Genomic DNA, 24,941 nt, shown 5'->3' with positions numbered 1-24,941 from the left:
GCACCTCTTGTTTATGCTCTTTGAAAGCGAAATCACCTTTAAAATAGTCTTACTAAAAAGTTTTAGTTAAGCCAATAGCTGTTCAATTTCATCAAATAACATACCGGTAACACTAATTGGAAAAGCAGCTTCAATTTCTCTAATACAGGTTGGGCTAGTGACATTTATTTCCGTTAATTTATCACCAATAACATCTAAACCGACAAAAATTAAGCCTTTAGCTTTTAGGGTGGGGGCAATGGCATTAGCAATGGCCCAGTCTGATTCTGATAAGGCTCTGGCTTCACCTCGACCACCCGCTGCTAGGTTACCGCGAGTTTCGCCTTTGGCCGGTATGCGCGCTAAACAGTATGGCACGGGTTTACCGTTTACCACTAATATCCGCTTATCTCCTGCAGTTATATCGGGTATAAACTTTTGCGCCATGGTATATCGCTGACCATGCTCGGTTAGGGTTTCTATAATCACACTAACGTTAGCATCGCCTGGTTTTAAGCGAAATATTGACGCACCACCCATACCATCTAACGGTTTTAATATGACATCTTGCTCTGCTTCGTAAAATGCTTTAAGTCGTTTAGCATCGCTAGTTACTAAAGTTTTTGGCGAAAATTGGCTAAACCAACTGGTGTACAGCTTTTCGTTAGCATCGCGTAAGCTTTGTGGTTTATTGACGATTAAGCAACCGGCATCTTCGGCGCGCTCTAAAATATAGGTGCTATATAAAAACTCGCTATCAAACGGCGGATCTTTACGCATTAAAATAACGTCTAAGTCGCCAAGGGCGATATCTTGGCTGGCGCCAAATTGATACCAGTTTGCTGGGTTTTGTTCGATGCTGAGTAATTTTGTACTGGCTCGGGCTTCACCTTGCAGTAAATACAAGTCTGCCATTTCCATATAATGCAACTCATAGCCACGCTGTTGTGCTTGCAATAGCATGGCAAAACTAGAATCTTTTTCAATATTGATGCTGCTTATTGGGTCCATAACGATACCCAGTTTAATGGTTTTGCTCATGTGATTTATCCTTATGCTAAGTCACCAAATTGTAGCTGCAAAGCGGTAATGGTGCTTAAAGCTGCGGTTTCTGTACGCAGAATACGCGGGCCTAATAAAATACTAATAAAGCCGGCTTGGGTAGTTTGGTTCATTTCGTCATCGCTAAAGCCACCTTCTGGGCCGATAACCAAACGAATATCTTGTACTGCTGGTAAGGTCTTAATGGTGTCTTTTGCCCGCGGATGCAAGGTTAGTTTCAATTCTTTTGTGTCTTGAGCTAACCATTCTTGCAGGGATATCGCCGGATGCACCTTTGGCACTATACTGCGACCACTTTGCTCGCAAGCAGCGATAACTATTTTTTGCCATTGCTGGGTGCGTTTGATTAAGCGTTCACCGTCTAATTTTACCCCGCAGCGTTCAGTAAATAAGGGCGTTATTGCTGTTACGCCTAATTCAACTGCTTTTTGGATAGCAAAATCCATTCTGTCGCCACGGGAAATACCTTGGCCTAAATGAATATTTAATGGCGACTCCACAAGATTGTTTGCTTGCTCTGTTGCCGTAACCATGACTCGCTTTTTATCCAGCTCAGTTATTTGAGCAGGATAATTAAAGCCATCTCCATTAAATAATACTAACTCACTATTGATGGGCATGCGTAGCACGCGACCGACATGATTAGCGGCTTCTTCGTCTAAAGTAAAAGCCTGATGTAGCGTTATGCTACTGCTGTGGTAAATCCGTGGAATGCGCATAGTCATACTTCACTAAAAATATTTACTTAAATGGTAACAGCCAATTTGGCTCTGTGACAGATAAAATAAACCCCGCACTCTTTAACAAATACAGGGTTTATTTAGATAGCTGGTTTTAGCTTAAGCTAAGCCATCTTTTTATTATTGACTAGCAGGGTAGGTGTAGCTTGAACCAATACCTAGCGGAATGTCTAGTGCCCAGAAGCCAAGTAAAAACGCTGTCCATAACACTAACATCGCAATAGAAAACGGTAGCATTAAGGCGATTAAGGTACCAATACCACTGGCTTTAACGTACTTCTGACAAAACACCACTATTAACGGAAAGTACGGTAATAATGGGGTAATGATATTAGTAGATGAATCACCTACGCGATATGCAGCCTGAGTTAAGTCTGGAGATACCCCTAGTTCCATCAGCATAGGCACCATGATAGCGCCGATTAAGGCCCACTTAGCGGAGGCAGACCCAACAAGCAAGTTAATAAAGCCTGATAAAAACACGATGCCGACTAAAGTAAAGCCCATAGGTAAGGCCATTTGTTGCAGGGCATGAGCGCCTTTAATCGCGACTAAAGCACCTAAATTAGATTGGCCAAAGGCATAAATAAATTGGGCACAAAAGAAGGCCATAACGATATAGTAACCCATACCACTCATGGCTTTACTCATACCTTGAATAATATCGCGGTGATTTTTTGCTGTGCCAGCAACATAACCGTACACCACACCTGGGATTAAAAAGAACACAAAGATAATGCCGACAATAGACTGCATTAATGGCGCAGATGAATCGGTAAGTAGACCGTTAACAGGTGAGCGCCAAGCTGATGTTTCTGGCATGGCGGAGACCATTAATAATACCCCACTTAATACCATGGCAAAGGTAGCCCAACGTAACCCTTTACGTTCGTAATCTTGTAGCGGCTCCATCGTAGGTAATTCAGCTGGGTCACCATCCACTTTAGTTGCTTTTAATCTTGGTTCAATAAATTTATCGGTAAGTACCCAACCAATAATAATTATTAATACGGTTGAAGCTGTGGTGAAAAAGTAGTTGTTTAGTGGGTTAATCACTAATTCTGCGGCCGCGGGATCAGCTGATAAATGGGCAGATGCTTGAGTTAAACCTGCAAGAAGAGGATCTAAACTTGACGGTAAGAAAAAGGTAGCCGAAAAACCACCAGATACACCGGCAAAAGCCGCTGCGATACCTGCTAAAGGGTGACGACCGGCAGCATAGAAAATAACCGCGCCTAAAGGAATAACCAACACGTAACCGGCATCAACCGCGATATGACTAAGAATACCCACAGCCACTAACACAGGCGTTAGCAACATTTTAGGCGTTACCGATAATATTGAACGTAAGCCGGCATTAATGTAACCGGTATATTCAGCAACACCTAAACCTAACATCGCCACTAACACTACGCCTAAAGGTGGAAAGCTAACAAAGGTTTGCACCATGCTGGCCATAAAGGCGGTAAAGGAGGTAGGTGCTAATAAATTGTTAATAACAATGGCTTCGCCAGTGCGGGGATTAACTTCTGTAAAGCTTACGCCTGATAATGCCCATGATGCTATCCAAACTGCTAGCATTAGTAACGCAAATAACATGGCCGGATCGGGTAGCTTGTTACCAATGACTTCAATGCTATTGAGGGCTCGGTTAAGCCACCCGGTTTTTTCGACAGCTGTGTCTTGTTGCGACATAACTCTTCCTTTTGTTTTTAGTTATCATTTTTAACTGGCGCTGTGCTGTATTTACACATTTACATTTAAAATAATGCTATGCCATTGTCAGCGTTAATTTGGCCAATATCATACACAAAAATGGCCAAAGGTTAATACCTTGTTTTGTAGCAACTTAATTGAATAGTTTTTTAATAAAAAAAAGAGAGCTTAGCTCTCCTTTTATTTTGCTATAAATCAAATGATTTGTTTACTTTGCGTACTGGCGCAGTAATTCAGCTCTGTCTGTTTGTTCCCAAGGGAACTCAGCACGACCGAAGTGACCGTAAGCGGCAGTAGGTAAGTATATAGGCCGCTCTAACTGCAACATTTCAATTAAACCATAAGGACGCAAATCAAAGTGCTGACGGATGATGGTAATTAATTCATCTTCAGTTAGCTTACTGGTACCAAAGGTTTCAATGCTGATAGAGGTGGGCTCGGCTACGCCAATAGCGTAAGACACCTGTAGTTCACAACGCTTAGCCAGTCCAGCAGCAACAATATTTTTAGCTACATAACGGGCAGCATAAGCAGCTGAACGGTCAACTTTTGACGGATCTTTACCCGAGAAAGCACCGCCACCGTGACGCGCCATACCACCGTAGGTATCAACGATAATTTTACGACCGGTTAAACCACAGTCACCCATAGGGCCACCGATAACAAAGCGACCGGTTGGATTGATAAAGTATTTAGTTTTATCCGTTAACCATTCAGCTGGTAATACCGGCTTAATAATCAGCTCCATTACTGCTTCACGTAAATCTGCCGTGCTAACGCTTTCGCAATGTTGAGTTGATAAAACTACCGCATCGATACCGATTGGTTTGCCATCTTCATAGATAAAACTTAATTGTGATTTAGCATCAGGGCGCAACCAAGGTAAGGTGCCATCTTTACGTAATTGTGCTTGGCGCTGCATTAAACGATGCGAATAAGTAACCGGAGCTGGCATTAACACATCGGTTTCATCACTGGCATAACCAAACATTAAACCTTGGTCACCGGCACCTTGCTCTGCTGGCGTAGCGCGGTCGACACCTTGATTAATATCGGGTGATTGCTTACCAATGGCATTTAATACTGCACAAGAGTCAGCATCAAAGCCCATATCGGAATGGGTATAACCAATGTTACGCACGGTTTTACGAGTAAGTTCTTCAATATCTACCCAAGCCGATGTGGTCACTTCGCCACCCACTAAAACCATACCCGTTTTAACGAAGGTTTCGCAGGCAACGCGTGCCTTAGGATCCTGTTCGAGAATTGCATCCAGAACGGCGTCAGAAATCTGGTCAGCAATTTTATCCGGGTGACCTTCAGATACCGACTCAGAAGTAAAAATATGTTGTGCCATCTGTTTTGTTCCAATATTAATACAGTTTAAATTCAGCGCTGCGTTGTTGCATGCATGAACCGAAAAAAATAGGCGGGTATTTTAATAAAAACTGCGCGCTATTGCTACAATAATCTGCCGCCCAGACGTCTTTAATGCTATTTTAACAGGAACTGCAGTTTTTGTGAGCCTACTTAAGCGAGTTTTTACTGAATTAAGCAACAGGTGAGATTTAAAGTTGCCATCTGCGGGTGGCTCTGGGAAAATGCCGTCAGTTTTACGCATTAATCATATAGCTAATTATAATTAACGGCTTCAATTAACAGCTTCAGTGTCTGAAGCTGAGCAATGTCAGGAGTGAAGATGCTACCTCGTAAACAACTCGCCAATGCAATCCGTGCCCTAAGTATGGATGCTGTACAAAAAGCTAAGTCTGGTCACCCGGGAGCCCCTATGGGGATGGCTGATATCGCTGAAGTACTGTGGCGTGACTTTTTACAGCATAATCCTGCCGATCCAACCTGGCCAAACCGTGACCGCTTTATTCTGTCAAATGGTCATGGCTCGATGCTGTTATATTCACTGTTACATTTATCTGGCTATGAATTAAGCATTGAAGACTTAAAGCAGTTCCGTCAATTAGATTCTAAAACACCTGGTCATCCAGAATACGGTTATGCGCCAGGAGTTGAAACAACTACAGGTCCACTCGGTCAAGGCTTAACCAATGCGGTGGGTATGGCCATTGCTGAAAAAGCGTTAGCGGCACAATTTAACCAGCCTGACTTTGATATTGTTGATCATCATACCTATGTGTTTTTAGGCGATGGCTGTTTAATGGAAGGCATATCGCACGAAGCATGTTCGTTAGCGGGCACTTTAGCTTTAAATAAACTGGTTGCTTTTTGGGATGATAATGGTATTTCCATTGACGGCCAAGTTGAAGGTTGGTTTACCGATAATACGCCTGCACGTTTTGAAGCCTATGGTTGGCATGTTATTGCTAATGTAGATGGTCATGACCCACTAGCGGTGCAAAACGCCATTGAACAAGCGCATAAAGTGACCGATAAGCCGACCTTAATATGCTGTCGTACGGTTATCGGTTATGGTTCGCCTAATAAAGGTGGCAGCCATGATTGTCACGGTGCGCCATTAGGTGATGCCGAAATTGCTGCAACACGTGAATATTTACAGTGGCCACATGCTGCTTTTGATATACCCACCGATATTTATGCCGCTTGGGATGCCAAACAGCAAGGTGCGGCGCGTCAGCAACAATGGCAGCAATTATTTGCCAGCTACAGTGCGGCGTATCCAGAGTTAGCGGCTGAATTTAGCCGTCGTATCAGCGGTGAATTACCGGCGAATTGGGCCGAGTTTTCTCAAGCTTACATCGACAAGTTGCAAGCTAATCCTGAGCATATTGCTAGTCGCAAAGCCTCACAAAATGCGTTAAATGCATTTGGTCCTATTTTACCTGAATTTATGGGCGGCTCTGCTGACTTAGCGGGTTCTAACTTAACCATATGGTCTGGCTCTAAAGGGTTAACGCCTACTGATGCTAGCGGCAACTATATTTATTATGGCGTACGTGAATTCGGTATGTCAGCAATAATGAATGGTATTGCATTGCACGGTGGCTTTATCCCGTATGGCGCAACCTTTTTAATGTTTATGGAATATGCCCGTAATGCGGTGCGTATGGCGGCATTAATGCAGCAACGGGTAATTTTTGTTTATACCCATGATTCGATTGGTTTGGGTGAAGATGGTCCGACTCATCAACCGGTAGAGCAATTAGCCGCATTGCGTGCAACACCTAACTTAATTAACTGGCGTCCTTGTGACCAAGTTGAGTCGGCCGTAGCGTGGCAAGCTGCCATTGAACGTACACAGGGACCCAGCACATTAATTTTTAGTCGGCAAAATTTGCAACAGCAGCCTCGTGACGCTGCACAAGTAGCCAATATCAAGCGTGGCGGTTATATTTTACTCGATAGCACCTCTGCGCCAGAGCTAATTATTATTGGTACTGGCTCTGAAGTTGAGCTTGCTATGCAAGCCGCCGCACAATTAAGCGAGCAGGGCGTAGCCGTGCGTGTGGTATCAATGCCATCGACTGATGCTTTTGAGCAACAAAGTGCTGAGTATCGTCAAAGCGTATTGCCAGCTAATGTCACTAAGCGTATTGCAGTTGAAGCGGCAAGCATTGACTGTTGGTATAAGTACGTTGGCTTAGATGGCAAAATCATTGGTATGAATAGCTTTGGTGAGTCTGCGCCTGCAGAGCAGTTATTTAAACACTTTGGTATTACCACTAACAATATTGTTGCAGCTGCAAAGCAGTTATTGGCTTAAATAATATGCCTTAAATGGGATCAGCGATGGTCCCATTTTTGTATGTGCTTTTGTTTTAAGCACTAAGTTTTAAGTACTATGTTCTAAGTACTATTTAAAAATGTGATGGTATGGCAATTAGACTAGCAATAAACGGCTTTGGCCGTATTGGTCGCAATCTTGTGCGAGCAATATATGAAAATGGCTTGCAGCAACAGTTGCAAGTGGTTGCAATAAATGAGCTTGCCGCTGTCGAAGGTGTCATTCATTTGCTTAAGTATGATACTTCACACGGTCGTTTTGGTTTTGAAGTGAGTGCTGCACAAGGTGGTATTAAGGTTGCCCAGGATACTATCCGCTTATTTTCAGAGGCGGATCCTGCAGAGTTAGCTTGGTCAGAATTGGATATTGATATTGTATTAGAGTGTACAGGCGTATTTCATAGCCGGGAGCATGCCCAATGGCATCTAGATGCTGGGGCCAAAAAAGTTTTATTCTCTCATCCTGGCGATGCGGATATCGATGCCACTATTATCTATGGTATTAATCAGCAATTACTAACGGCTGACATGCGAATAGTCTCTGCCGGTTCTTGTACAACTAATTGTATCGTACCCGTACTACAAGTGCTGGATCAGCAATTTGGCGTTGAAAGCGGCACTATTACCACTATCCATGCGTCGATGAATGATCAGCAAGTTATTGATGCCTACCATACCGATTTACGCCGAACTCGTGCGGCAAGTCAGTCTATTATTCCGGTTGATACTAAATTAGCTCGGGGAATCGAGCGGATTATGCCACATTTAACTGGCCGATTTGAAGCGATAGCTGTGCGCGTGCCAACGGTAAACGTTACCGCGATGGATTTAAGTGTCACCCTGCATCAAGACGTTAGTATCAGCAGTATAAATCAAGCTTTAGCTCAAGCCAGATATGGCGAATTAGCCGGTATTTTAGATTACACCGAAGAGCCTTTAGTCTCAGTAGATTTTAATCATAATCCGCATTCTTGTATTGTCGATGGGTCACAAACCCGAGTCAGCCATAAGCGTTTAGTTAAATGTTTAGTCTGGTGCGATAACGAATGGGGCTTTGCTAACCGCATGCTTGATACAGCACAAGCAATGATGGATACAATTTAATATAAGGAGCAGTTCATGTCTGTTATTCGCATGAGTGATTTGGATTTACACGATAAACGGGTGTTGATCCGCGAAGATTTAAACGTGCCAATTAAAGCTGGCAAAATTAGTTCAGATGCGCGTATAAAGGCGGCATTACCCACCATAGAGTTAGCCTTAAGAAAAGGCGGCAAAGTGATGTTGATGTCGCACTTAGGCCGACCAGAAGAGGGCGTTTTCTCAGTTGATGCGTCATTACAACCGATAGTGGACTACCTTAATCAAGCGTTAAATGTTCCGGTACGGTTAGTGACAGATTATTTAGACGGCGTGACGATTAATGCCGGCGAAGTTGTTGTATTTGAAAACGTGCGCTTTAATAAAGGTGAAGCGGCCAACGATGATCAACTAGCAAAAAAGCTTGCAGCTTTATGTGATGTGTTTGTTATGGATGCCTTTGGCACGGCACACCGCGCGCAAGCGTCAACCCATGGTGTAGCGAAATATGCCACTGTTGCTTGTGCTGGCCCACTGTTAGTCGCAGAGCTTGATGCTTTATCTGCTGCGTTAAAAGCACCAAAACGGCCGTTAGTGGCCATAGTAGGCGGTTCAAAGGTATCGACTAAACTGACAGTGCTAGAGTCGTTATCAGGAATTGTTGATCAACTAATAGTTGGCGGTGGCATTGCCAACACTTTTATTGCGGCTAAAGGCAATAATGTCGGTAAGTCGTTATATGAAGCCGATTTAGTGGCAGAAGCGCAACGTTTAATGACCCAGGCGAGTGAACGTGGAGCAACGATACCTGTACCGAAAGACGTTATTGTCGGCACTGAGTTTAGTGAAACTAGCTCTGCAACGTTAAAAACGGTTAACAATGTTGCTGCAGACGATATGATATTCGACATTGGCCCTGATACCGTACAGCAATTGATTGAAATAATTAATAATGCTGGCACTATCGTTTGGAATGGTCCAGTAGGTGTTTTTGAAATTGAACAGTTTTCGGCTGGAACTAAAGCGTTAGCCGAAGCAATCGCAAATAGTAATGCCTTCTCTATTGCTGGTGGTGGCGATACCCTAGCGGCAATAGATAAATACCAAATTGCTGACAAAGTGTCTTATATTTCAACAGGTGGCGGTGCATTTTTAGAATTTTTAGAAGGTAAAAAATTGCCAGCAGTCGAGATATTAGAACAGCGTGCGATAAAACAAGCATAAATATAACTAATAGATAATAGTCATTTTATGACTATACTTTAAACAATACAGAGAGGATTCTATGGCCCTTATTTCGTTACGTCAGATGCTAGATCATGCTGCAGAGCAAAGCTACGGTATACCGGCATTTAACGTTAACAATTTAGAGCAAATGCGAGCCATCATGTTGGCTGCAGATAAAACCAATAGCCCAGTGATTGTGCAAGCATCTGCTGGTGCTCGGAAATATGCTGGCGCACCATTTTTACGTCATTTAATATTAGCTGCAGTAGAAGAGTTTCCACATATTCCAGTGGTAATGCATCAAGATCACGGTACCTCTTTAGGTGTTTGTCAGCGCTCTATTCAATTAGGTTTTTCATCTGTCATGATGGACGGTTCCTTGGGTGAAGACGGCAAAACACCTATGGATTACGACTACAACATGAATGTAACGCGCAAAGTTGTTGAAATAGCGCATGCTTGTGGTGTGTCAGTCGAAGGCGAGTTAGGTTGTTTGGGTTCATTAGAAACGGGAACAGCGGGCGAAGAAGACGGTATTGGTGCTGAAGGTATTTTAACTAAAGAACAAATGCTTACAGATCCAGAAGAAGCGGCACAGTTTGTTCGCGATACCCAAGTTGATGCGTTAGCGATTGCTTGTGGTACTTCGCATGGTGCTTATAAGTTTAGTCGTCCGCCAACAGGCGATATTTTAGCGATTGATCGGATTAAAGCTATTCACCAACGTATTCCAGATACCCATTTGGTAATGCATGGTTCATCGTCAGTGCCACAAGATTGGTTGGCAATAATTAATGAGTTTGGTGGCAAAATTCCAGAGACCTACGGTGTGCCAGTAGAGCAGATTCAACAAGGCATTAAGTATGGTGTGCGTAAAATCAATATTGATACCGATTTACGCTTAGCTTCAACTGGCGCAATTCGTCGATATTTGGCGCATCACCCAGCGGAATTTGATCCACGTAAATATTTTCAGGCTTCAGTAGAAGCTATGATGGAAGTATGTATTAACCGTTATGAAGCTTTTGGTTCAGCGGGCAATGCAAGTAAAATCAAACCAGTTTCACTGGATGATATGGTTACTTTATACACAACAGGTAAATTAACACCGAATATAAAGTAAGCAAAAAAATTAATATGCTTTTGCAAATTAATTAATAAGTTTTAATAGTGTAAAAATTAGGTGCTAAACCTTATACAAACTGCGTTATTACAGGCTATAGTCAGGTAGAAGTTGTATTGACAATGACTTTTTTACCTGTAATGATGCGGACGGTTTACCCTCTAACCGAGGGACTTATTATCAGAAATAATAATGAGACCCTTACAACTTCAGGTTACGTTAATCAGCAATAATTGGTTGGGAACTATGTCTAACAATAAAATTCGCAAGAGTCTTGTTGCATCAGCGCTAGTAGGCACCTTCGCCTTAACTAGCAGTGCTTTTGCTACAGATTTAAAAGATTTGCATCAAGAAGGTCGTCAGATCCAACGCGCCGCGGTGCAATCACAAGAAAAAATTAATACAATTTATGAGCAAACTCAGGAATTGCTTGGTGAGTATCGCCAAGTTGTTGACCAAACTGAGAACCTGAAAGTTTATAATGACTTTCTTGCTACTTTAGTTGCCGACCAGCAGCGTCAAGTAAATGGCTTACAGCGTCAAATCGATGGTTTAGAAGATACGCGTAAAGGTACTGTGCCATTAATGTTCCGGATGATAGATGCGTTAGAAGAGTTCGTGAAAGCGGATATGCCTCTACGCACTGAACGTCGTTTAGATCGCGTAGAAAAACTACGTGAAGTAATGAGTCGTTCAGATGTTCAGTTATCTGAGCAATATCGTCAAATCTTGGAAGCTTATAGCATTGAAATGGGCTACGGTTCAGAATTAGCGTCTTTCCAAGGTACGTTACAGTTTGAAGGTCAAGATATTACTGTTGACTACGTGCATGTCGGTCGTTTAGCTCTAATGGCTTCATCTTTAGATGGTAAAGCAGCATGGGTATGGAATAAGCAAACATCAAGCTGGGAAAGTTTACCAGCAGAATATTTGAATTCTGTAACTCAGTTCATCAAGATGGCTCGTCGTGAAGCTACGCTTGAAATGGACCGTGTACCACTTTTTGCTGCGGAGTAATATTAAATGAATAAAGCAATGAAGACTATGTTAGCTGCTGCAGCACTGACGCTTTCTGCTGGTATTGCATTCAATGCTACCGCAGATACCGCTAAGCTGGATCAGTTATTACAACAAATTAAAAAAGAACGGACTGTTGAAGGCCGTGTAAACCAAGAGCGTGAGCGCGAATTTTTATCTGAGCGTTCAGATAAACAATCGTTACTAAATACAGCTAAAAAACAACAAGCTGCTGAAGAAACTCGCGGAACAAACTTGCAGAAAAAGTTCCAAGAAAACGATCAGTTAATTGCTCAGAAACAGCAAGAACTTGAAAGTGCCCTAGGTACTATGGGTGAGTTATTTGGTGTCGTAAGACAAAGTGCTAACCAATCAATTGGTACTATCACGTCTTCAATCGTCAGTGCTGAATATCCAGACCGCGATGTGCCTTTACGTACTATTGCAGCAGCAACCGAATTACCTAATTTAGGTGAGATGGAAGATTTATGGATGGCGTTACTGACTGAAATGAACGAGTCAGGCAAAATCTCTAAATTTGACGCTGAAGTAGTTAAGTTAGACGGCGGTAGCGAAACGAAACGTGTTACTCGTTTTGGTACATTCCACCTAACAACGGGTAGTGAATACTTAGTATTAAACAAAGATACTGACCAAATTCAACCTTTAGGCCGTAATCCTCAATCAAAAATTCACAACTCTGTTGCGAATTTTGATAAAGCCTCTGCTGGTGAATTAGCTGGTTTGTATGTTGACCCAACTAAAGGCAACAGCTTATTACGCTTAAACCAACAACGTTCTACACTGTTTGAATATTATCAAGCTGGTGAAGAAGTTGGTTATATCATCACTTTCGTATTTTTCTTAGGTATCTTATTAGGCCTAGAGCGCTTTGTTACTTTAAGTATGATTGGTGGCAAAATCCGTTCACAGCTGAAAAATTTAGCTAAACCGTCATCTGCTAACCCATTAGGTCGTATCCTGAAGGTTTACCATGACAATAAAAACGTTGATGCTGAAAACTTAGAATTAAAATTAGACGAAGCTATATTACGTGAAATACCAAAAGTTGAACGCGGTATTGGTTTAATCAAACTGTTTGCAGCCGTAGCACCGTTATTAGGTCTATTAGGTACTGTTATCGGTATGATTCAGACGTTCCAACAAATTACGTTATACGGAACAGGTGATCCAAAACTAATGGCCGGTTCAATCTCTTTAGCTCTTGTAACAACAGCGCTAGGTTTGATTGCAGCAATCCCATTATTATTTGTACACTCAATAATCTCTGGTAAAGCTAAATCAATCTTACACGTGTTAGATGAGCAAGCTGCAGGTATTGTTGCTGCTCACGCGGAGAAGGAGAAAGCCTAATGATGCTCCAGCTAATAGGGCTGTGGGAATCTGTACAGGATTTTATTCATACAGGTGGCGACGTTTTATATTTAGTCGCCCTAGTACTCTTCGTCATGTGGGTATTGATGATAGAGCGCTACTGGTACCTAAAAGCAATTTTTCCTAAAGTTAAACAGGAAATTATTGCGAAATGGGAAGCCAGACAGGACACTACGTCTTGGTATGCTCATAAAATCCGTGATGCGTGGATTTCTGAAGCTTCAGACAAATTGGAACAACGTATGTTGTTGATAAAGATGTTAGTGGCATTGCTTCCTCTGGTTGGTCTATTAGGTACTGTTACCGGTATGATTGCTGTTTTTGATATTATGGCAACTCAAGGTACAGGTAACCCAAGAACATTAGCCACAGGTATATCAATGGCAACTATCCCAACCATGGCTGGTTTGGTGTCAGCAATATCTGGCGTATTTTTCAGCGCGCGGTTAGATACAAAAGTTAAGCGGGAAAAAGCCGCACTAACTGATAGCTTACCGCATCACTAAAGAGAACTTTTTATGGCACGTAAACGTATTCGTGAGGACGACGAGGCATCAATCGACATTACGCCGATGATGGACGTTGTATTCATAATGTTGATCTTCTTTATCGTAACGACTTCGTTTGTTAAAGAAGCAGGTATTGATGTGAATAAACCTGATTCTGCTCAGGCGCAGAAAAAGCCAAGTGCGACTATCTTTATCGCAATACGCCCTAACGGCGAGATTTGGATGGACAAGCGTGCGGTAGATGTAGAGCGGGTTTCTGCAAACATTGAGCGCTTAAGAGCTGAATCACCAACTGATACCATCATTATTCAAGCCGATAAAGAAGCAAAACACGGTTTAGTAATGGAAGTTATGGATCAGATAAAAGCAGCTGATGACCGTTTAATCATCAGTATAGCTGGGGAGACTAAGTAACTATGGCACGTTTCCTAACATCGTTAATAATCGGTGCAGTGGTAACGTTCCTGTTGTTTCTGATTATGGCGCTCCTAATTAAAGGTTCCGGTGAGCGTAAGGCGAATCAACAAGAGCGTATTGTTATTGAAATTAACACTACGCCGCCTGATTCAGATACACAGGTGCGGCGGCCACCACCGCCACCACCGCCACCACCTCCGGCTCAGCCGCCAAAAGCGCCTCAGCCAGAGCCTGATACCACAAGTGCAGCTGGTGCTATTGGTTTCAATATGCCAGGCCTATCATTAGGTAATGCTAATGCTGGTTTAGGTGACCCATCGAGTATGATGCGCGACGGTGAAGCAACACCCATCGTACGTATCGAGCCTCGTTATCCAGTACAAGCTGCTCGTGATGGCTTGCAAGGGTGGGTTAAATTACGCTTTAGCATCATGGAAGACGGTAGCGTCGATGATGTAGAAGTAATGGATGCTGAACCACGTCGCGTTTTCGATCGCGAAGCTATCCGTGCGTTGCGTCGTTGGAAGTACAGCCCTAAAGTGGTTGACGGTAAACCAATGAAGCAACCTGGTATGCAAGTTCAGCTCGACTTCACTTTAGATATGGCAGGAGGTTAGTATGAATCATTTTAAAAAGCTTACCTCTGCACTTGTTGTGTTAACAGTTATGGGCAGTGTTGCCTTACCTGCTCACTCAGCAGTACAGCCTGATTTAGCTAAAATAGAAGAGCGTAAAGCGCGTAAAACTCAAATCGTCGGTGAACGTACTGGACGGCAATTAGTTAAAGCTTTTGATTTATATAATGAAGAAAAAGTTGAAGAAGCGATTGCTGTTCTATTAGATACCAAATCGAGCAATGAGTTTGATAGCGCCACCTTGAATCGTTTTTTAGGTAATCTTTATGCAACTAAAGATGAAAAGAAAGCGATCCAGTATTTAACCTTAGCCGTGAAGCCTGACGCATTAGTGTTTAATGATCAGGCATCATCTTTGCGTTTATTAGCCGATATGTTATTGCAAGATAAGCAATATCAAAAAGCTATTAATGCTTATGAAGCATGGTTAATGTTTACCGGTGAGCAAAATGCTGAAGCCTATATGCGCATAGCTAACGCTTATTATTTGATGGACCAACACGCTAAAGTGATCGGTCCAGCAGATGATGCAATACGTTTTGCTGATAAACCTATTGCAGGCCCTTATCAGTTAAAAATGGCCGCGTTATATGAAACTAAGCGTTATAAAGAGCTTGTTGCTGTAGTTGAAACTATGGTTGAGTTATTCCCTGAGAATAAGCAGTTTTGGGTTTACTTAGGCAACTTCTATACGTTGACAGAAGAATATAGCAAATCATTATCGACGTTACATTTAGCCCATACTCAAGGTTACCTTGAGAAAGATTCTGAAGTTAGAATGTTGGCGCAAATGTATGCAAACAATAATATTCCTTTTAAAGCCGCTAAGGTGATGGAAGCGAATGTTAAGAGTGGCTTAGTTAAAGCTGATAAAACTAATTTAAATTTTATCGCCAATAACTATCAAGCGTCTCGTGAGTTTGCAAAAGCGGCTGAGTATTATGGTGAAGTTGCAAAACTTACTAATGATGCTGAAGCATACCGTCGTCAAGGTTCAGCTTACTTATCTGTACAACGTTACAATGAAGCTATTGCTGCATTTGATAAAGCGTTATCGATGAATGTAGATAAGCCAAGCAATGTTTATATGAGTTTAGTAGATGCTTATTTCTACCAAAAGAAATATAAAGAAGCTTACGCTGCATTGATGAATGCGAAAAAAGATCCGAATATGTCACGCCAAGTGCGAGGCTGGGAATCTTATATCAAAGATAAAGCCAAACAAAAAGGCATTAGTCTTTAATAAAAAACCCCACGTAAGTGGGGTTTTTTTTAAGTTTTCAGTGGCTTACTAACAAAATATGTTTATTGTCAGCTATAACTAAATTAGACCTCGTACGCGATAGGATCGGTCACATTATTTAAGCTAAACGCTTCTAAGCGCTCTTGGCATGAACCACACTTACCACAAGCTTTTTCTCTGCCGTTATAGCAAGTCCACGTTTTATTGTAATCTAAACCCATTTTAATACCATCGGCTAAAATTTCTATTTTAGTTTGGGTTAAATAGGGGCTAACAATGGCAATGGGCTCATAGTTAGCGATTTGGCAGACATCATGCATTTTTTGTACAAATTCTGGCCGGCAATCAGGATAAATAAAATGATCTCCAGAATGGGCGCCATAGTAAACTTGATCTGCGCCTATAGACACGGCATAACCGGCAGCTAACGATAGTAAAATCATATTGCGATTAGGTACTATTGTTGATTTCATATTGTCAGCGGCATAATGGCCTTCAGGGATATCAATATCATCAGTAAGAGATGAACCAGCAAGTAGTTGATTAATAGCAGAAATATCAACAATTTTATGATTAATATTTAATTCTTGGCAGACAGAGCTGGCAAATTCAAGCTCTTTAACGTGCCGCTGGCCATAATTGAACGAAAGTGCGTAAACTTCATGGCCTGCTTGTAACGCCTTGTGTAAAACAGTGAATGAATCCATTCCACCGGAATAAATAACCACAACTTTGTTCGGCATAGCAGACTCTCTCTTGTATAATAGCTTTTAGATTAGGTGATAACGTCCAGCACAATAGCTCGGACCGCGCATTGTACTGTAATTAAAGTAGTGGCTAAAGGGCTATTGATAAAGTGTATAAAGTTAACGAGATTTTTCAGACCATTCAGGGTGAAGGTAGTTTTACCGGTATTGCCGCTATTTTTATACGCTTACAAGGTTGTCCTGTTGGTTGTAGCTGGTGTGACACCAAACAAACTTGGCACATAGATCCGCAGTTATCGCAGTCGATTACACAAGTAGTTGCTAAAACGGCTGAGACGGCGCACTGGGCATCGCAAACGGCCGAACAAATTCTTGATTTATTTAAAAACCAAGAGTATCAAGCGAAACATGTGGTGATTACGGGTGGTGAACCCTGCATGTACGATTTAATACCATTATGTCAGTTGTTACATGATAATGGTTACAGCACGCAAATTGAAACTAGTGGTACCTTTGAGATTAAAGCGCCGGCTAAAACCTGGGTTACCGTATCGCCTAAAGTAAATATGGCGGGTGGTTATAAAGTGTTACAAAGCGCTTTGGATCGCGCTGATGAAATTAAACACCCAGTGGCCATGGAAAAGCATGTAGATGAATTAATTGCTTTACTTGTAGACACCAATATTAGTGATAAATTAATTTACTTACAGCCAATTAGTCAACAACGGCGAGCGACAGAGTTGGCCATTGCCATGTGTACTAAACACAATTGGCGTTTGAGTGTGCAGGTACATAAATACCTTGGTATTAGCTAAGTACTAAAATAAACACCATCTAATCAAAGCCAGCCCAGTATGGTTTAACATTTACCTAGGCTAGCTTTGCTAAGGATTACTGGCGTGGGTCGTCTTTTAATCTTGGAATTCTAAGGCCTAACTCTTTACCTCTATTTCTAGCGTAATAAGTACAACCAATAAACATTAAGCTGGCTAATAGCAATTCAATTACCGATAAAATAAATTTAGTCCCGTCTGTAACCCATAGATTTGTAAGGCTATGGAGAAAATAAATCATCACGATAAAATTAGCCCAAGCCATGGTATAAGCATGGGCTTTAAGAATTCCCCAAAGCGGCAACCATAATGGTAGCCACATCAATACGAGCAAGACATATTGATTGCCTAATACCGGCGGAGCTATCCATAGGATCCACAGTGGTTGCAATAACCACAGACCGAAAAAACCGATACGACCTAACAAAAGATATAATGCCGTGCGAGGCGCCATTGCAACCTTGGCAGATACAGTCATATTAAATTACTTACCTATTTATTAAGCTTAATTATGTTTAAGAGCAGTGCTGAGCTGAGCTAAGCGTTTACCAAAAGAAATGGCCAGTCGTTGTTCTTCAATACTGAGATTTGCATCAGCATGGTGACCACTAACATGGCTAGGGCCATAAGGTGTGCCGCCAGACTGAGTCTGGTGCAATTCTGGTTCACTATAAGGAATGCCGGTTAACAACATACCTTGATGCAGTAATGGCAAGCTCATACTGAGTAAGGTAGCTTCATTACCTCCGTGCAGACTCCCCGAAGACGTAAAGACACCAGCGGGTTTATCGATTAAATCACCTTTAATCCACAGCGTTGTTGTGCTGTCCCAAAATGCTTTAGCGTCAGCAACCATATTGCCAAAACGAACCGGGCTACCAAAAGCTAAGCCATCACATTGTGCTAGTTCAGTCATGGTGACAATAGGGTGCTTACACTCATGCTGCTGATCGAGTGGTGGTATACATCTAATCAAAGCTTCAGCATGGCCTTTATGCACACCGATAGCTATTTTTTCCGCCAAGGCTGTCACCGATCCATGACGGGAATAATATAAAATTAAAACTTTCGTGGTCATGCGATTAAGTTCAAAACATTTGTCGCGGGACGGCCTATTACCGCTTTATCACCATCAATAACAATAGGGCGTTCAATCAATCTTGGATGAGCAACCATGGCGGCAATAATTTTGGCTTCAGGCAATGTGGTATCCGCTAAGCCTAATTCAGCATACTCAGGCTCTTTAGTGCGTAACAACTGTCGGGCACTGATACCTAACTTACTAAGAATAATCGTTAGCTGATCCACGGTAGGCGGCGTGTTTAAATATTCAATAACTTCAACTTCTAATTTACTATCATTAATTAGGGCTAACGTTTCACGGCTTTTTGAACAGCGAGGATTATGATAAATAGTGAGCATTAAATTATTCCTATATAGGTACTTTTAATCAATGATTAATTAATGAGTAATCAACGAGTAATTAATTAGCCTTACATACGTTGTAAACGGCTAAACTCTGCTTGTAATTGTTTCTTTTTAGCTTCTAAACGTCGCGCTTCCAGCTTTTCTTCCGGCTGTAAATAGTTTAATGCCTCGTCAATATTATCAATTGCTTTGGGATAATTGGCTAATTGATAACTTAAATCAGCTCGCGCTTCATAGAAGCGGGGCAAGTCTTCCATTTCTTTATAAGCGTCGGCTAACATGCTATACGCTAGTATATTATCATCTTTGTAAAACAATAGGCTCTTTAACAAATGTATCGCTAAACGATAGGCTTTGGCGCTTAATGCGGCATTGGCATAGTTTAACGTCACGACTTGATTGTTAGGCCTTAATAAATACTGCTGCTCTAGCATATCTAAGCTTTGTTGATATTCGCCTTGCGCTATTAAAATATCCGTATATACATCGATATAATAAAGGTTATGTTTATCATCTTGCAGCAATTTTTCGATTAATTTTTTAGCTTCATCTAGCTTGTTATTATCAAAAAGGGCAATTGCAAGGCCATATTGGTTAGCTTTAGTATTGCCACCAGGTTGGCCTAATTTTTTTAGAAATACGGTTTCACTATGTTGTTTGTCATATTGATACCGTGCTAATACCCGAGCTTTTATTAAGCTGAAATCTTGACTGTCAGGGATAAAACGTTTGCTAAATTGCTCCGCCCGTAATCGAGTATCACTGACCCGACTTTGTGATAACGGGTGAGTTTGTAAAAAGGCTAATTGTTGATTAACAAAGCGGCTTTGCTCGGCAAGTTTACGAAAAAAATCAGGGACTGCATAAGGATCAAAGCCAGCATCAGCCATGACTTGCATACCTATACGGTCTGCTTCTTGCTCATTACTACGAGTAAAGTTAATAGCGCTTTGCTGCGCGGCACCTTGGGTAGCAGCCATAGCAGCCATACCTGCTTCTGGATTCACTGTTGCAATAACAATAGCGGCTAATAAGCCCGCTAAGGTAAGTGGGGCATTTTGACTTTGTGCTTCAACAAAGCGTGCTATATGGCGTTGAGTAACGTGGGCAATTTCATGGCTAATAACAGAAGCAAATTCACTTTCGCTATCGGCAATGGCTAAAGTGCCGGTATGTGAGGCTATATTGCCGCCAAGTGTGGCAAAAGCATTAATGTTTTTATCTTGGATCCAATAAAATTTAAAGGGAAACTTAACATCATTGGCGCGCGCTACCATGCGGTTGCCTAAAGCATTAATATATTCGTCCATTAATGGATCGTATACCATAGGCAAGCTGCCTCGGGTTTGTCGCATCATGACATCGCCAAGCTGTTTTTCTTTCTCTGGTGTTAGAACACTAAAGCCATTACCGCCCAGATCAGGTAAGCCACCATAGGCATGCACTGTAGAGGTATAACAACTTGCTGCCAACAAACAAAGGATCAAAGGTTTGAATACTGCCGTTAATTTCATGAGTGATGCCTAAGCCGTTCCAGTATGATGTGTAGAATGTTAGTTGCAGACTATGGCAAGTGTTTTTGCTATTAGTTCCATAGCCTATGTCATGCTAATCTAGCATAAATTTTTATCACACAGACACTTAAGCGCCAATATTTATCTTATCTTCAGTATACTTGGCGACTTAGTAAGCATTTATGTAAAAATCTATCGGCGTGGAGCTAAAATATGCTGGATTGGTTAAAAAAGTGGTATGCAAATAAATTTTCTGACCCACAAGTGGTCACCTTATTTCTATTACTACTGATTGTATTTTTATCTATTTATTGGCTAAGTGGCATTCTAGCGCCGGTATTAGTCGCTATTGCTTTTGCTTATTTACTGGAATGGCCGGTAGTTAAATTACAACGGTTGGGCCTATCGCGCGCGATTAGCACTATTTCTGTGGTCGCCACTTTTGTTGGTGTTGCTTGCCTAATTTTAATGTGGATTATTCCATTAGTCTGGTATCAGGGGCGAAACTTACTGCGAGACTTTCCGCAAATGTTGGCTCAAAGTAAAGCCTATTTATTAGAATTACCGGCTAGCTTTCCAGATATGGTTAGTACCGAACAAATTAATGTGTTAATGCACTCGGTTGATGAGCATTTAATGGCTTTCGGCCAAAATATGTTATCGCTATCTTTAGCTTCTATTGTGGATTTAGTTGCACTGCTTATTTATTTAGTATTAGTGCCGTTAATGGTGTTTTTTATGTTAAAAGATAAAGCCACCTTAACCGCCAGTTTTCTGCAGTTATTGCCCAGTGAACGTAAATTAATTAGCCAAGTTTGGCATGAAATGAATTTACAAATTATGAATTATATTCGCGGTAAAATGCTTGAATTATTGATTGTCGGTGCCGCAAGTTATGCGGTTTTTGCTTTCTTTGGTTTAAATTACCCGTTATTACTCGGCGTGTTAGTTGGGGTATCGGTCTTAATTCCCTATGTTGGTGCTGCAGTGGTTACCTTGCCCGTCGCAATAGTGGCCTTATTCCAGTGGGGGTTAACTCCTGAATTTGGTTATTTAATGTTAGCTTACGGTATAGTACAAGCACTAGATGGCAACATACTCGTACCATTACTATTTTCTGAAGCGGTTGATTTAAATCCGGTGTTTATTATTATTGCGGTATTATTTTTCGGCGGTCTATTTGGCTTCTGGGGTATTTTCTTCGCCATCCCGTTAGCATCATTAGTAAAAGCCACGATAAAAGCTTGGTCAACACGGGTGCACATTGTTGAAGATATGTCGTCTATAAAGTAATTAATTAGCCCCGCCATTGCTACCAAGTTCATGGTGGGGCTAGTGTTTGTTTTAGTTATCAGCAGTTTTAGCCGGCTAAATAATCTAATATCACTTGATGATGTTCTTTGGTTTTAAACTTATTAAACACTTTTTCTACTGTGCCGTCTTGAGCAATTAAAAAGCTGATGCGATGAATGCCATCGTAGATTTTGCCCATAAATTTCTTTTCACCCCAGACACCAAAAGCCTCCGCAACTGCATGATCAGGATCTGATAACAGGGTAAAGTTTAATTGATCCCGGGTGGCAAATTTAGCTAAACGCTCTGCAGAGTCGGGGCTAATACCAACGGGGACAACATTATGCTGTTGTAAGTCTGATAAATGATCTCGTAACGCACCTGCTTGTACGGTACACCCTGGTGTCATCGCTTTAGGATAGAAATAAACTAACACCCGTTTGTTGGCTAAAAGTTCTGATAACTTTACTGGTTGTTGTTGCTGATCGGTTAAGCAAAAATCAAAGGCTTTGCTACCTGTCGTTATCGGGGACATAATCACTCCTGCTAAGTTTGGGCTTGCACAGTGCCTATTAAGCTCATCTGTTCAAGTAGTGTCATTAAATCGGCAATAATATTTTCAGGTGCCTCGGTTGTAGGTAGTTCTAACGTCATTACGGTATGGGTTTTTTCAGTTGCAGTGTGCTTATCAACACGCACAGCGGATTGTAATGAACCAATATAAACTTCTCGGTTTTCTAAAAAACCCGTAATAGTACCTAAAGTACCCACTTTGTTTGGACCGCTGTAATCTAATACGTAGTAAGCTGCTACAGGTTTGTTTAGATGAGCACTGGTACGTTTGGTCATAGTGGTTAAATTCAGCTCTAGACCAAGGTTAGGTAATAAATGTTCAACCCGATAAATACCGCTTGGTTCGCCAGAGATAAGGACAATAAAGGTAAACTCTGCACCAAAAATGGCCATGCGACTATCTAAAATGTTACATTGACAATCTGTAACTAAACGGGCAATTTTACTGACAATACCGGTACGATCGGCACCAATTGCGGTAACAACTAATTGTTGAGGCATGATAATTAAAACCTTCGCTACAAACTTCAAACAGAGGAAAAACGCTGCGGCAGAGTGTACCATAGGTCAATAAAAAATCATCTGTTTCTGCCAAGTTGCAATATCCGACTTTGTATTCTTGTGTTTACTGCAGTGTCTCTTTAACATAGGCAACTTGTTATAATACTTAGGTCAACAAAGCATATGTTTAAGGGCAGTTGGGTTGCACTGATCACACCTATGGATCAGCAAGGAAATATAGACTATGTCAGTTTACAGCATTTGGTGGATTTTCATTTAGATAATGACACTGATGGCTTAGTGATTATGGGTACTACTGGTGAATCTTCCACCATTGCCTTTGCTGAGCAGCTCAAGGTTATCGCTAAGGTATGTGAACAAGTTAATGGTAAAATTCCTGTCATTGCTGGAAATGGTGCTAATGCAACTTCTGATGCCATTGAGCGCACTATAGCACTTGATAAATTAGCTATTGATGGTTTTTTATGTGTTACGCCATTTTATAATAAGCCAATGCAACATGGCATGGTTTTACATTTTAACGCTATTGCAAAAGCTACAAATAAACCTGTTTTGCTTTATAATGTGCCAAGTAGAACGGGCATTGATTTATTAGCTCAAACAGTGGCGACTTTAGCTAAAACAGCCAATATTGTTGGTATTAAAGAATCAACCGGTGCGATGAATCGTTTAGCCGAACTTAAAGCATTATGCCCAGAAAACTTTGCTTTGTTGTCAGGCGATGATGCTACTGCGGCAGAGTTTATGCTTAATGGTGGGCATGGCGTTATTTCAGTAACGGCAAATATTGTACCAAAACAAATGGCCGCGTTATGTCGTATTGCTACTAATGGTGATAGCCAAGCCACACAAGTTTTAGATCAAAAATTACAAGGTTTGCATCGACAACTATTTATTGAGGCCAATCCAATTCCGACTAAGTGGGCATTGCAGAAAATGGGACTCATTCAATTTGATACGATGCGGTTACCGTTAACACCACTTGAACCAATTCACGGTGCTGTTATCGAACAAGCATTAAATCTCGCTGGTATTCAGCTGTAGCACCTTATTAACACGCAGGAGTAGTTAAGTGCATTATTTGGCAAAAAGTAGTTTAGTGTTAGCGTTATTTTTAAATGGCTGTTCGATGTTCGCATCAGAGTCTTCACCGGACAGTAATGTCACTGCTGTGGCAGAGTTAAAAGTACCAACCGGTTTGCAACAACCCGCAAAGCCAGGACAATATGATATTCCGGCTAGCAAACAGACGGATACGGTTATTAGTGAACGCTCTCCTGCTTTAATTCTCGCCACAGCTGCCAGTAGTCGGGTAGAAGAAGGTGAAAAACAAGCCCAAGTTCGCTTTGACCGTACCGACGTTACCGGTGATTTAGTGGCATTTTTACAACAAATGTTACAAAAACAATTTGCTGAGCAAAACGTAGCGCTAACCGCGGTAGATGACAATAATTTAGTTTTTACTACCGATTGGATAAGTGCTTATCAAGAACAAGGCTTTTGGTTTTGGTCTAGTACTAGCGTAGTGGATAGAGCACGCTATACCGTTGTTTTAGATCCTAAACCGCATGGACGCTCTGCTACTTTAGCGGTAAAAATGCTGGAACATGAATACTTTAAGCCAAGTGCAAAATTATCGGCTAACGATACTCATCGCCAAGAAATCAGCTTGTTAAACAGTATTATCGATCGTATTGGCAAAGAAGAAATTATCATCACCCAGTTAAATCGTAGTAAAGTGCCAGATGTAAATTTAGAGCCTGGCTTAGATAAAGCTGGAAATGCAGTGTTAATAACGCCGCAAACGATAGATGTAACTTGGTCACAATTAGAAATCTTATTTGAAGCGTTAAATTTAACGGTTACGGATAAAGATCGTTCTAAACATACCTACTTTTTGCGCTATGAAAAAGCGAACCCAAGCTTTTGGTCATCGTTATGGAATAGTAAAAAAGCACCGATATTGCCAATAACCGAAGGTGAATACCAATTGGTATTAGCTAAACATAATACGGGCACTGCGATGACATTGCGGGATAAAGATGGCGAAGCGCTAAGCCCTGAAACGATGTTGAGTTTACATCAGCCTTTTGTTGAAGCAATTCAGATGACAAAAATTGAATTATAAATAGCTTTTGACTGTAATTGTCAGTTGAATAACCCGTAAAGTTCTTTATACTTTGCGGCTTAAATTTTGCTACCCGGCTGGAG

General features: G+C 41.5%; 25 protein-coding genes. 14 read left to right on the top strand and 11 right to left on the bottom strand.

Annotation, left to right across the window (positions count from 1 at the left end; all coding sequences use genetic code 11):
* Positions 1-66 precede the first annotated feature (66 nt).
* The 4 genes from gshB to metK all read right to left on the bottom strand — a co-directional run bounded on the left by gshB (position 67) and on the right by metK (position 4,854).
* Positions 67-1,020: a glutathione synthase gene (gene gshB / locus BI198_RS10160; protein WP_070049455.1), complete on the bottom strand. Its 954-nt coding sequence runs from the start codon at positions 1,018-1,020 to the stop codon at positions 67-69.
* 11 nt (positions 1,021-1,031) lie between these two features.
* Entirely contained in the window at positions 1,032-1,760 is a 729-nt protein-coding gene (gene rsmE / locus BI198_RS10155) for a 16S rRNA (uracil(1498)-N(3))-methyltransferase (RefSeq protein WP_070050820.1), read from the bottom strand.
* A gap of 141 nt (positions 1,761-1,901) precedes the next feature.
* Positions 1,902-3,476 (bottom strand): AbgT family transporter, encoded by a 1,575-nt coding sequence (locus tag BI198_RS10150; protein WP_070049454.1) that lies wholly within the window; start codon positions 3,474-3,476, stop codon positions 1,902-1,904.
* Between the two features lie 229 nt (positions 3,477-3,705).
* Positions 3,706-4,854: a methionine adenosyltransferase gene (metK, locus tag BI198_RS10145; protein ID WP_070049453.1), complete on the bottom strand. Its 1,149-nt coding sequence runs from the start codon at positions 4,852-4,854 to the stop codon at positions 3,706-3,708.
* 342 nt (positions 4,855-5,196) lie between these two features.
* Between metK and tkt the strand changes: the two genes are divergently transcribed.
* The 10 genes from tkt to BI198_RS10090 all read left to right on the top strand — a co-directional run bounded on the left by tkt (position 5,197) and on the right by BI198_RS10090 (position 15,860).
* A complete protein-coding gene (gene tkt, locus BI198_RS10135) occupies positions 5,197-7,194 on the top strand; it encodes a transketolase (protein WP_070049451.1) in 1,998 nt (665 codons plus the stop codon).
* 110 nt (positions 7,195-7,304) lie between these two features.
* Positions 7,305-8,318, top strand: coding sequence for an erythrose-4-phosphate dehydrogenase (epd, locus tag BI198_RS10130; protein WP_070049450.1), 1,014 nt, complete (start codon positions 7,305-7,307; stop codon positions 8,316-8,318).
* Positions 8,319-8,333: 15 nt separating this feature from the next.
* Complete coding sequence (locus tag BI198_RS10125) at positions 8,334-9,518, top strand: phosphoglycerate kinase (protein ID WP_070049449.1); 1,185 nt, start codon at positions 8,334-8,336, stop codon at positions 9,516-9,518.
* A 61-nt stretch (positions 9,519-9,579) separates the two neighbouring features.
* Entirely contained in the window at positions 9,580-10,644 is a 1,065-nt protein-coding gene (gene fba / locus BI198_RS10120; protein ID WP_070049448.1) for a class II fructose-bisphosphate aldolase, read from the top strand.
* Positions 10,645-10,890: 246 nt separating this feature from the next.
* The gene (locus BI198_RS10115) at positions 10,891-11,661 is read left to right on the top strand and encodes a DUF3450 domain-containing protein (RefSeq protein ID WP_070049447.1); all 771 of its coding nucleotides are present in this window, start codon (positions 10,891-10,893) and stop codon (positions 11,659-11,661) included.
* A gap of 6 nt (positions 11,662-11,667) precedes the next feature.
* The gene (locus tag BI198_RS10110) at positions 11,668-13,035 is read left to right on the top strand and encodes a MotA/TolQ/ExbB proton channel family protein (protein ID WP_070049446.1); all 1,368 of its coding nucleotides are present in this window, start codon (positions 11,668-11,670) and stop codon (positions 13,033-13,035) included.
* Entirely contained in the window at positions 13,035-13,562 is a 528-nt protein-coding gene (locus tag BI198_RS10105) for a MotA/TolQ/ExbB proton channel family protein (RefSeq protein ID WP_235605303.1), read from the top strand. Before BI198_RS10110 ends, BI198_RS10105 begins: the two co-directional genes overlap by 1 nt.
* A 12-nt stretch (positions 13,563-13,574) precedes the next feature.
* Positions 13,575-13,979, top strand: coding sequence for an ExbD/TolR family protein (locus BI198_RS10100; RefSeq protein WP_070049445.1), 405 nt, complete (start codon positions 13,575-13,577; stop codon positions 13,977-13,979).
* 2 nt (positions 13,980-13,981) lie between these two features.
* On the top strand, positions 13,982-14,599 hold the full coding sequence (locus BI198_RS10095; protein WP_070049444.1) for an energy transducer TonB: 618 nt from the start codon (positions 13,982-13,984) through the stop codon (positions 14,597-14,599).
* A gap of 1 nt (position 14,600) precedes the next feature.
* Positions 14,601-15,860, top strand: coding sequence for a tetratricopeptide repeat protein (locus tag BI198_RS10090; RefSeq protein ID WP_070049443.1), 1,260 nt, complete (start codon positions 14,601-14,603; stop codon positions 15,858-15,860).
* 83 nt (positions 15,861-15,943) lie between these two features.
* Here the strand turns inward: BI198_RS10090 and queC are convergent, their stop codons facing one another.
* Positions 15,944-16,603: a 7-cyano-7-deazaguanine synthase QueC gene (queC, locus tag BI198_RS10085; protein WP_070049442.1), complete on the bottom strand. Its 660-nt coding sequence runs from the start codon at positions 16,601-16,603 to the stop codon at positions 15,944-15,946.
* Positions 16,604-16,716: 113 nt separating this feature from the next.
* Here queC and queE point away from each other — a divergent pair, with 113 nt between their 5' ends.
* Positions 16,717-17,382: a 7-carboxy-7-deazaguanine synthase QueE gene (gene queE / locus BI198_RS10080; protein WP_070049441.1), complete on the top strand. Its 666-nt coding sequence runs from the start codon at positions 16,717-16,719 to the stop codon at positions 17,380-17,382.
* A gap of 76 nt (positions 17,383-17,458) precedes the next feature.
* On the opposite strand, the gene BI198_RS10075 is transcribed toward queE, so the two are convergent.
* The 4 genes from BI198_RS10075 to bepA form a co-directional block, all read right to left on the bottom strand.
* On the bottom strand, positions 17,459-17,878 hold the full coding sequence (locus BI198_RS10075) for a DUF2069 domain-containing protein (protein ID WP_070049440.1): 420 nt from the start codon (positions 17,876-17,878) through the stop codon (positions 17,459-17,461).
* 27 nt (positions 17,879-17,905) lie between these two features.
* On the bottom strand, positions 17,906-18,478 hold the full coding sequence (gene wrbA, locus BI198_RS10070; protein ID WP_070049439.1) for an NAD(P)H:quinone oxidoreductase: 573 nt from the start codon (positions 18,476-18,478) through the stop codon (positions 17,906-17,908).
* Entirely contained in the window at positions 18,475-18,822 is a 348-nt protein-coding gene (arsC, locus tag BI198_RS10065; protein WP_070049438.1) for an arsenate reductase (glutaredoxin), read from the bottom strand. The genes wrbA and arsC overlap by 4 nt, the downstream gene beginning before the upstream one ends.
* A 71-nt stretch (positions 18,823-18,893) precedes the next feature.
* Positions 18,894-20,342, bottom strand: a complete 1,449-nt coding sequence (bepA, locus tag BI198_RS10060; RefSeq protein WP_070049437.1) for a beta-barrel assembly-enhancing protease — start codon at positions 20,340-20,342, stop codon at positions 18,894-18,896.
* Positions 20,343-20,555: 213 nt separating this feature from the next.
* On the opposite strand from bepA, the gene BI198_RS10055 reads away from it, so the two are divergent.
* On the top strand, positions 20,556-21,635 hold the full coding sequence (locus BI198_RS10055) for an AI-2E family transporter (protein ID WP_070049436.1): 1,080 nt from the start codon (positions 20,556-20,558) through the stop codon (positions 21,633-21,635).
* A 67-nt stretch (positions 21,636-21,702) separates the two neighbouring features.
* Here BI198_RS10055 and bcp read toward each other — a convergent pair whose 3' ends face one another.
* Complete coding sequence (gene bcp, locus BI198_RS10050; RefSeq protein WP_070049435.1) at positions 21,703-22,170, bottom strand: thioredoxin-dependent thiol peroxidase; 468 nt, start codon at positions 22,168-22,170, stop codon at positions 21,703-21,705.
* Between the two features lie 11 nt (positions 22,171-22,181).
* The gene (locus BI198_RS10045; protein WP_070049434.1) at positions 22,182-22,709 is read right to left on the bottom strand and encodes a glycine cleavage system protein R; all 528 of its coding nucleotides are present in this window, start codon (positions 22,707-22,709) and stop codon (positions 22,182-22,184) included.
* Positions 22,710-22,892: 183 nt separating this feature from the next.
* On the opposite strand from BI198_RS10045, the gene dapA reads away from it, so the two are divergent.
* Positions 22,893-23,774: a 4-hydroxy-tetrahydrodipicolinate synthase gene (gene dapA, locus BI198_RS10040; protein WP_070049433.1), complete on the top strand. Its 882-nt coding sequence runs from the start codon at positions 22,893-22,895 to the stop codon at positions 23,772-23,774.
* A gap of 28 nt (positions 23,775-23,802) precedes the next feature.
* Positions 23,803-24,858 carry an outer membrane protein assembly factor BamC gene (gene bamC, locus BI198_RS10035; protein ID WP_083256598.1) on the top strand — a complete coding sequence of 352 codons (1,056 nt, stop codon included), beginning with the start codon at positions 23,803-23,805 and terminating at the stop codon, positions 24,856-24,858.
* Positions 24,859-24,941 lie beyond the last annotated feature (83 nt).

The sequence above is a fragment of the Rheinheimera salexigens genome (assembly GCF_001752395.1).
Classification (GTDB): domain Bacteria; phylum Pseudomonadota; class Gammaproteobacteria; order Enterobacterales; family Alteromonadaceae; genus Alishewanella; species Alishewanella salexigens.
Note: the sequence above shows the minus strand (reverse complement) of the source record. Positions and strands in the feature narration are given on the sequence as shown.

Bases quoted from the DNA above. Each gene is read 5' to 3' on its own strand.
- gshB (WP_070049455.1), bottom strand. From the start codon at position 1,020: ATGAGCAAAACCATTAAACTGGGTATCGTTATGGACCCAATAAGCAGC.
- rsmE (WP_070050820.1), bottom strand. From the start codon at position 1,760: ATGCGCATTCCACGGATTTACCACAGCAGTAGCATAACGCTACATCAG.
- BI198_RS10150 (WP_070049454.1), bottom strand. From the start codon at position 3,476: ATGTCGCAACAAGACACAGCTGTCGAAAAAACCGGGTGGCTTAACCGA.
- metK (WP_070049453.1), bottom strand. From the start codon at position 4,854: ATGGCACAACATATTTTTACTTCTGAGTCGGTATCTGAAGGTCACCCG.
- tkt (WP_070049451.1), top strand. From the start codon at position 5,197: ATGCTACCTCGTAAACAACTCGCCAATGCAATCCGTGCCCTAAGTATG.
- epd (WP_070049450.1), top strand. From the start codon at position 7,305: ATGGCAATTAGACTAGCAATAAACGGCTTTGGCCGTATTGGTCGCAAT.
- BI198_RS10125 (WP_070049449.1), top strand. From the start codon at position 8,334: ATGTCTGTTATTCGCATGAGTGATTTGGATTTACACGATAAACGGGTG.
- fba (WP_070049448.1), top strand. From the start codon at position 9,580: ATGGCCCTTATTTCGTTACGTCAGATGCTAGATCATGCTGCAGAGCAA.
- BI198_RS10115 (WP_070049447.1), top strand. From the start codon at position 10,891: ATGTCTAACAATAAAATTCGCAAGAGTCTTGTTGCATCAGCGCTAGTA.
- BI198_RS10110 (WP_070049446.1), top strand. From the start codon at position 11,668: ATGAATAAAGCAATGAAGACTATGTTAGCTGCTGCAGCACTGACGCTT.
- BI198_RS10105 (WP_235605303.1), top strand. From the start codon at position 13,035: ATGATGCTCCAGCTAATAGGGCTGTGGGAATCTGTACAGGATTTTATT.
- BI198_RS10100 (WP_070049445.1), top strand. From the start codon at position 13,575: ATGGCACGTAAACGTATTCGTGAGGACGACGAGGCATCAATCGACATT.
- BI198_RS10095 (WP_070049444.1), top strand. From the start codon at position 13,982: ATGGCACGTTTCCTAACATCGTTAATAATCGGTGCAGTGGTAACGTTC.
- BI198_RS10090 (WP_070049443.1), top strand. From the start codon at position 14,601: ATGAATCATTTTAAAAAGCTTACCTCTGCACTTGTTGTGTTAACAGTT.
- queC (WP_070049442.1), bottom strand. From the start codon at position 16,603: ATGCCGAACAAAGTTGTGGTTATTTATTCCGGTGGAATGGATTCATTC.
- BI198_RS10075 (WP_070049440.1), bottom strand. From the start codon at position 17,878: ATGACTGTATCTGCCAAGGTTGCAATGGCGCCTCGCACGGCATTATAT.
- wrbA (WP_070049439.1), bottom strand. From the start codon at position 18,478: ATGACCACGAAAGTTTTAATTTTATATTATTCCCGTCATGGATCGGTG.
- arsC (WP_070049438.1), bottom strand. From the start codon at position 18,822: ATGCTCACTATTTATCATAATCCTCGCTGTTCAAAAAGCCGTGAAACG.
- bepA (WP_070049437.1), bottom strand. From the start codon at position 20,342: ATGAAATTAACGGCAGTATTCAAACCTTTGATCCTTTGTTTGTTGGCA.
- BI198_RS10055 (WP_070049436.1), top strand. From the start codon at position 20,556: ATGCTGGATTGGTTAAAAAAGTGGTATGCAAATAAATTTTCTGACCCA.
- bcp (WP_070049435.1), bottom strand. From the start codon at position 22,170: ATGTCCCCGATAACGACAGGTAGCAAAGCCTTTGATTTTTGCTTAACC.
- BI198_RS10045 (WP_070049434.1), bottom strand. From the start codon at position 22,709: ATGCCTCAACAATTAGTTGTTACCGCAATTGGTGCCGATCGTACCGGT.
- dapA (WP_070049433.1), top strand. From the start codon at position 22,893: ATGTTTAAGGGCAGTTGGGTTGCACTGATCACACCTATGGATCAGCAA.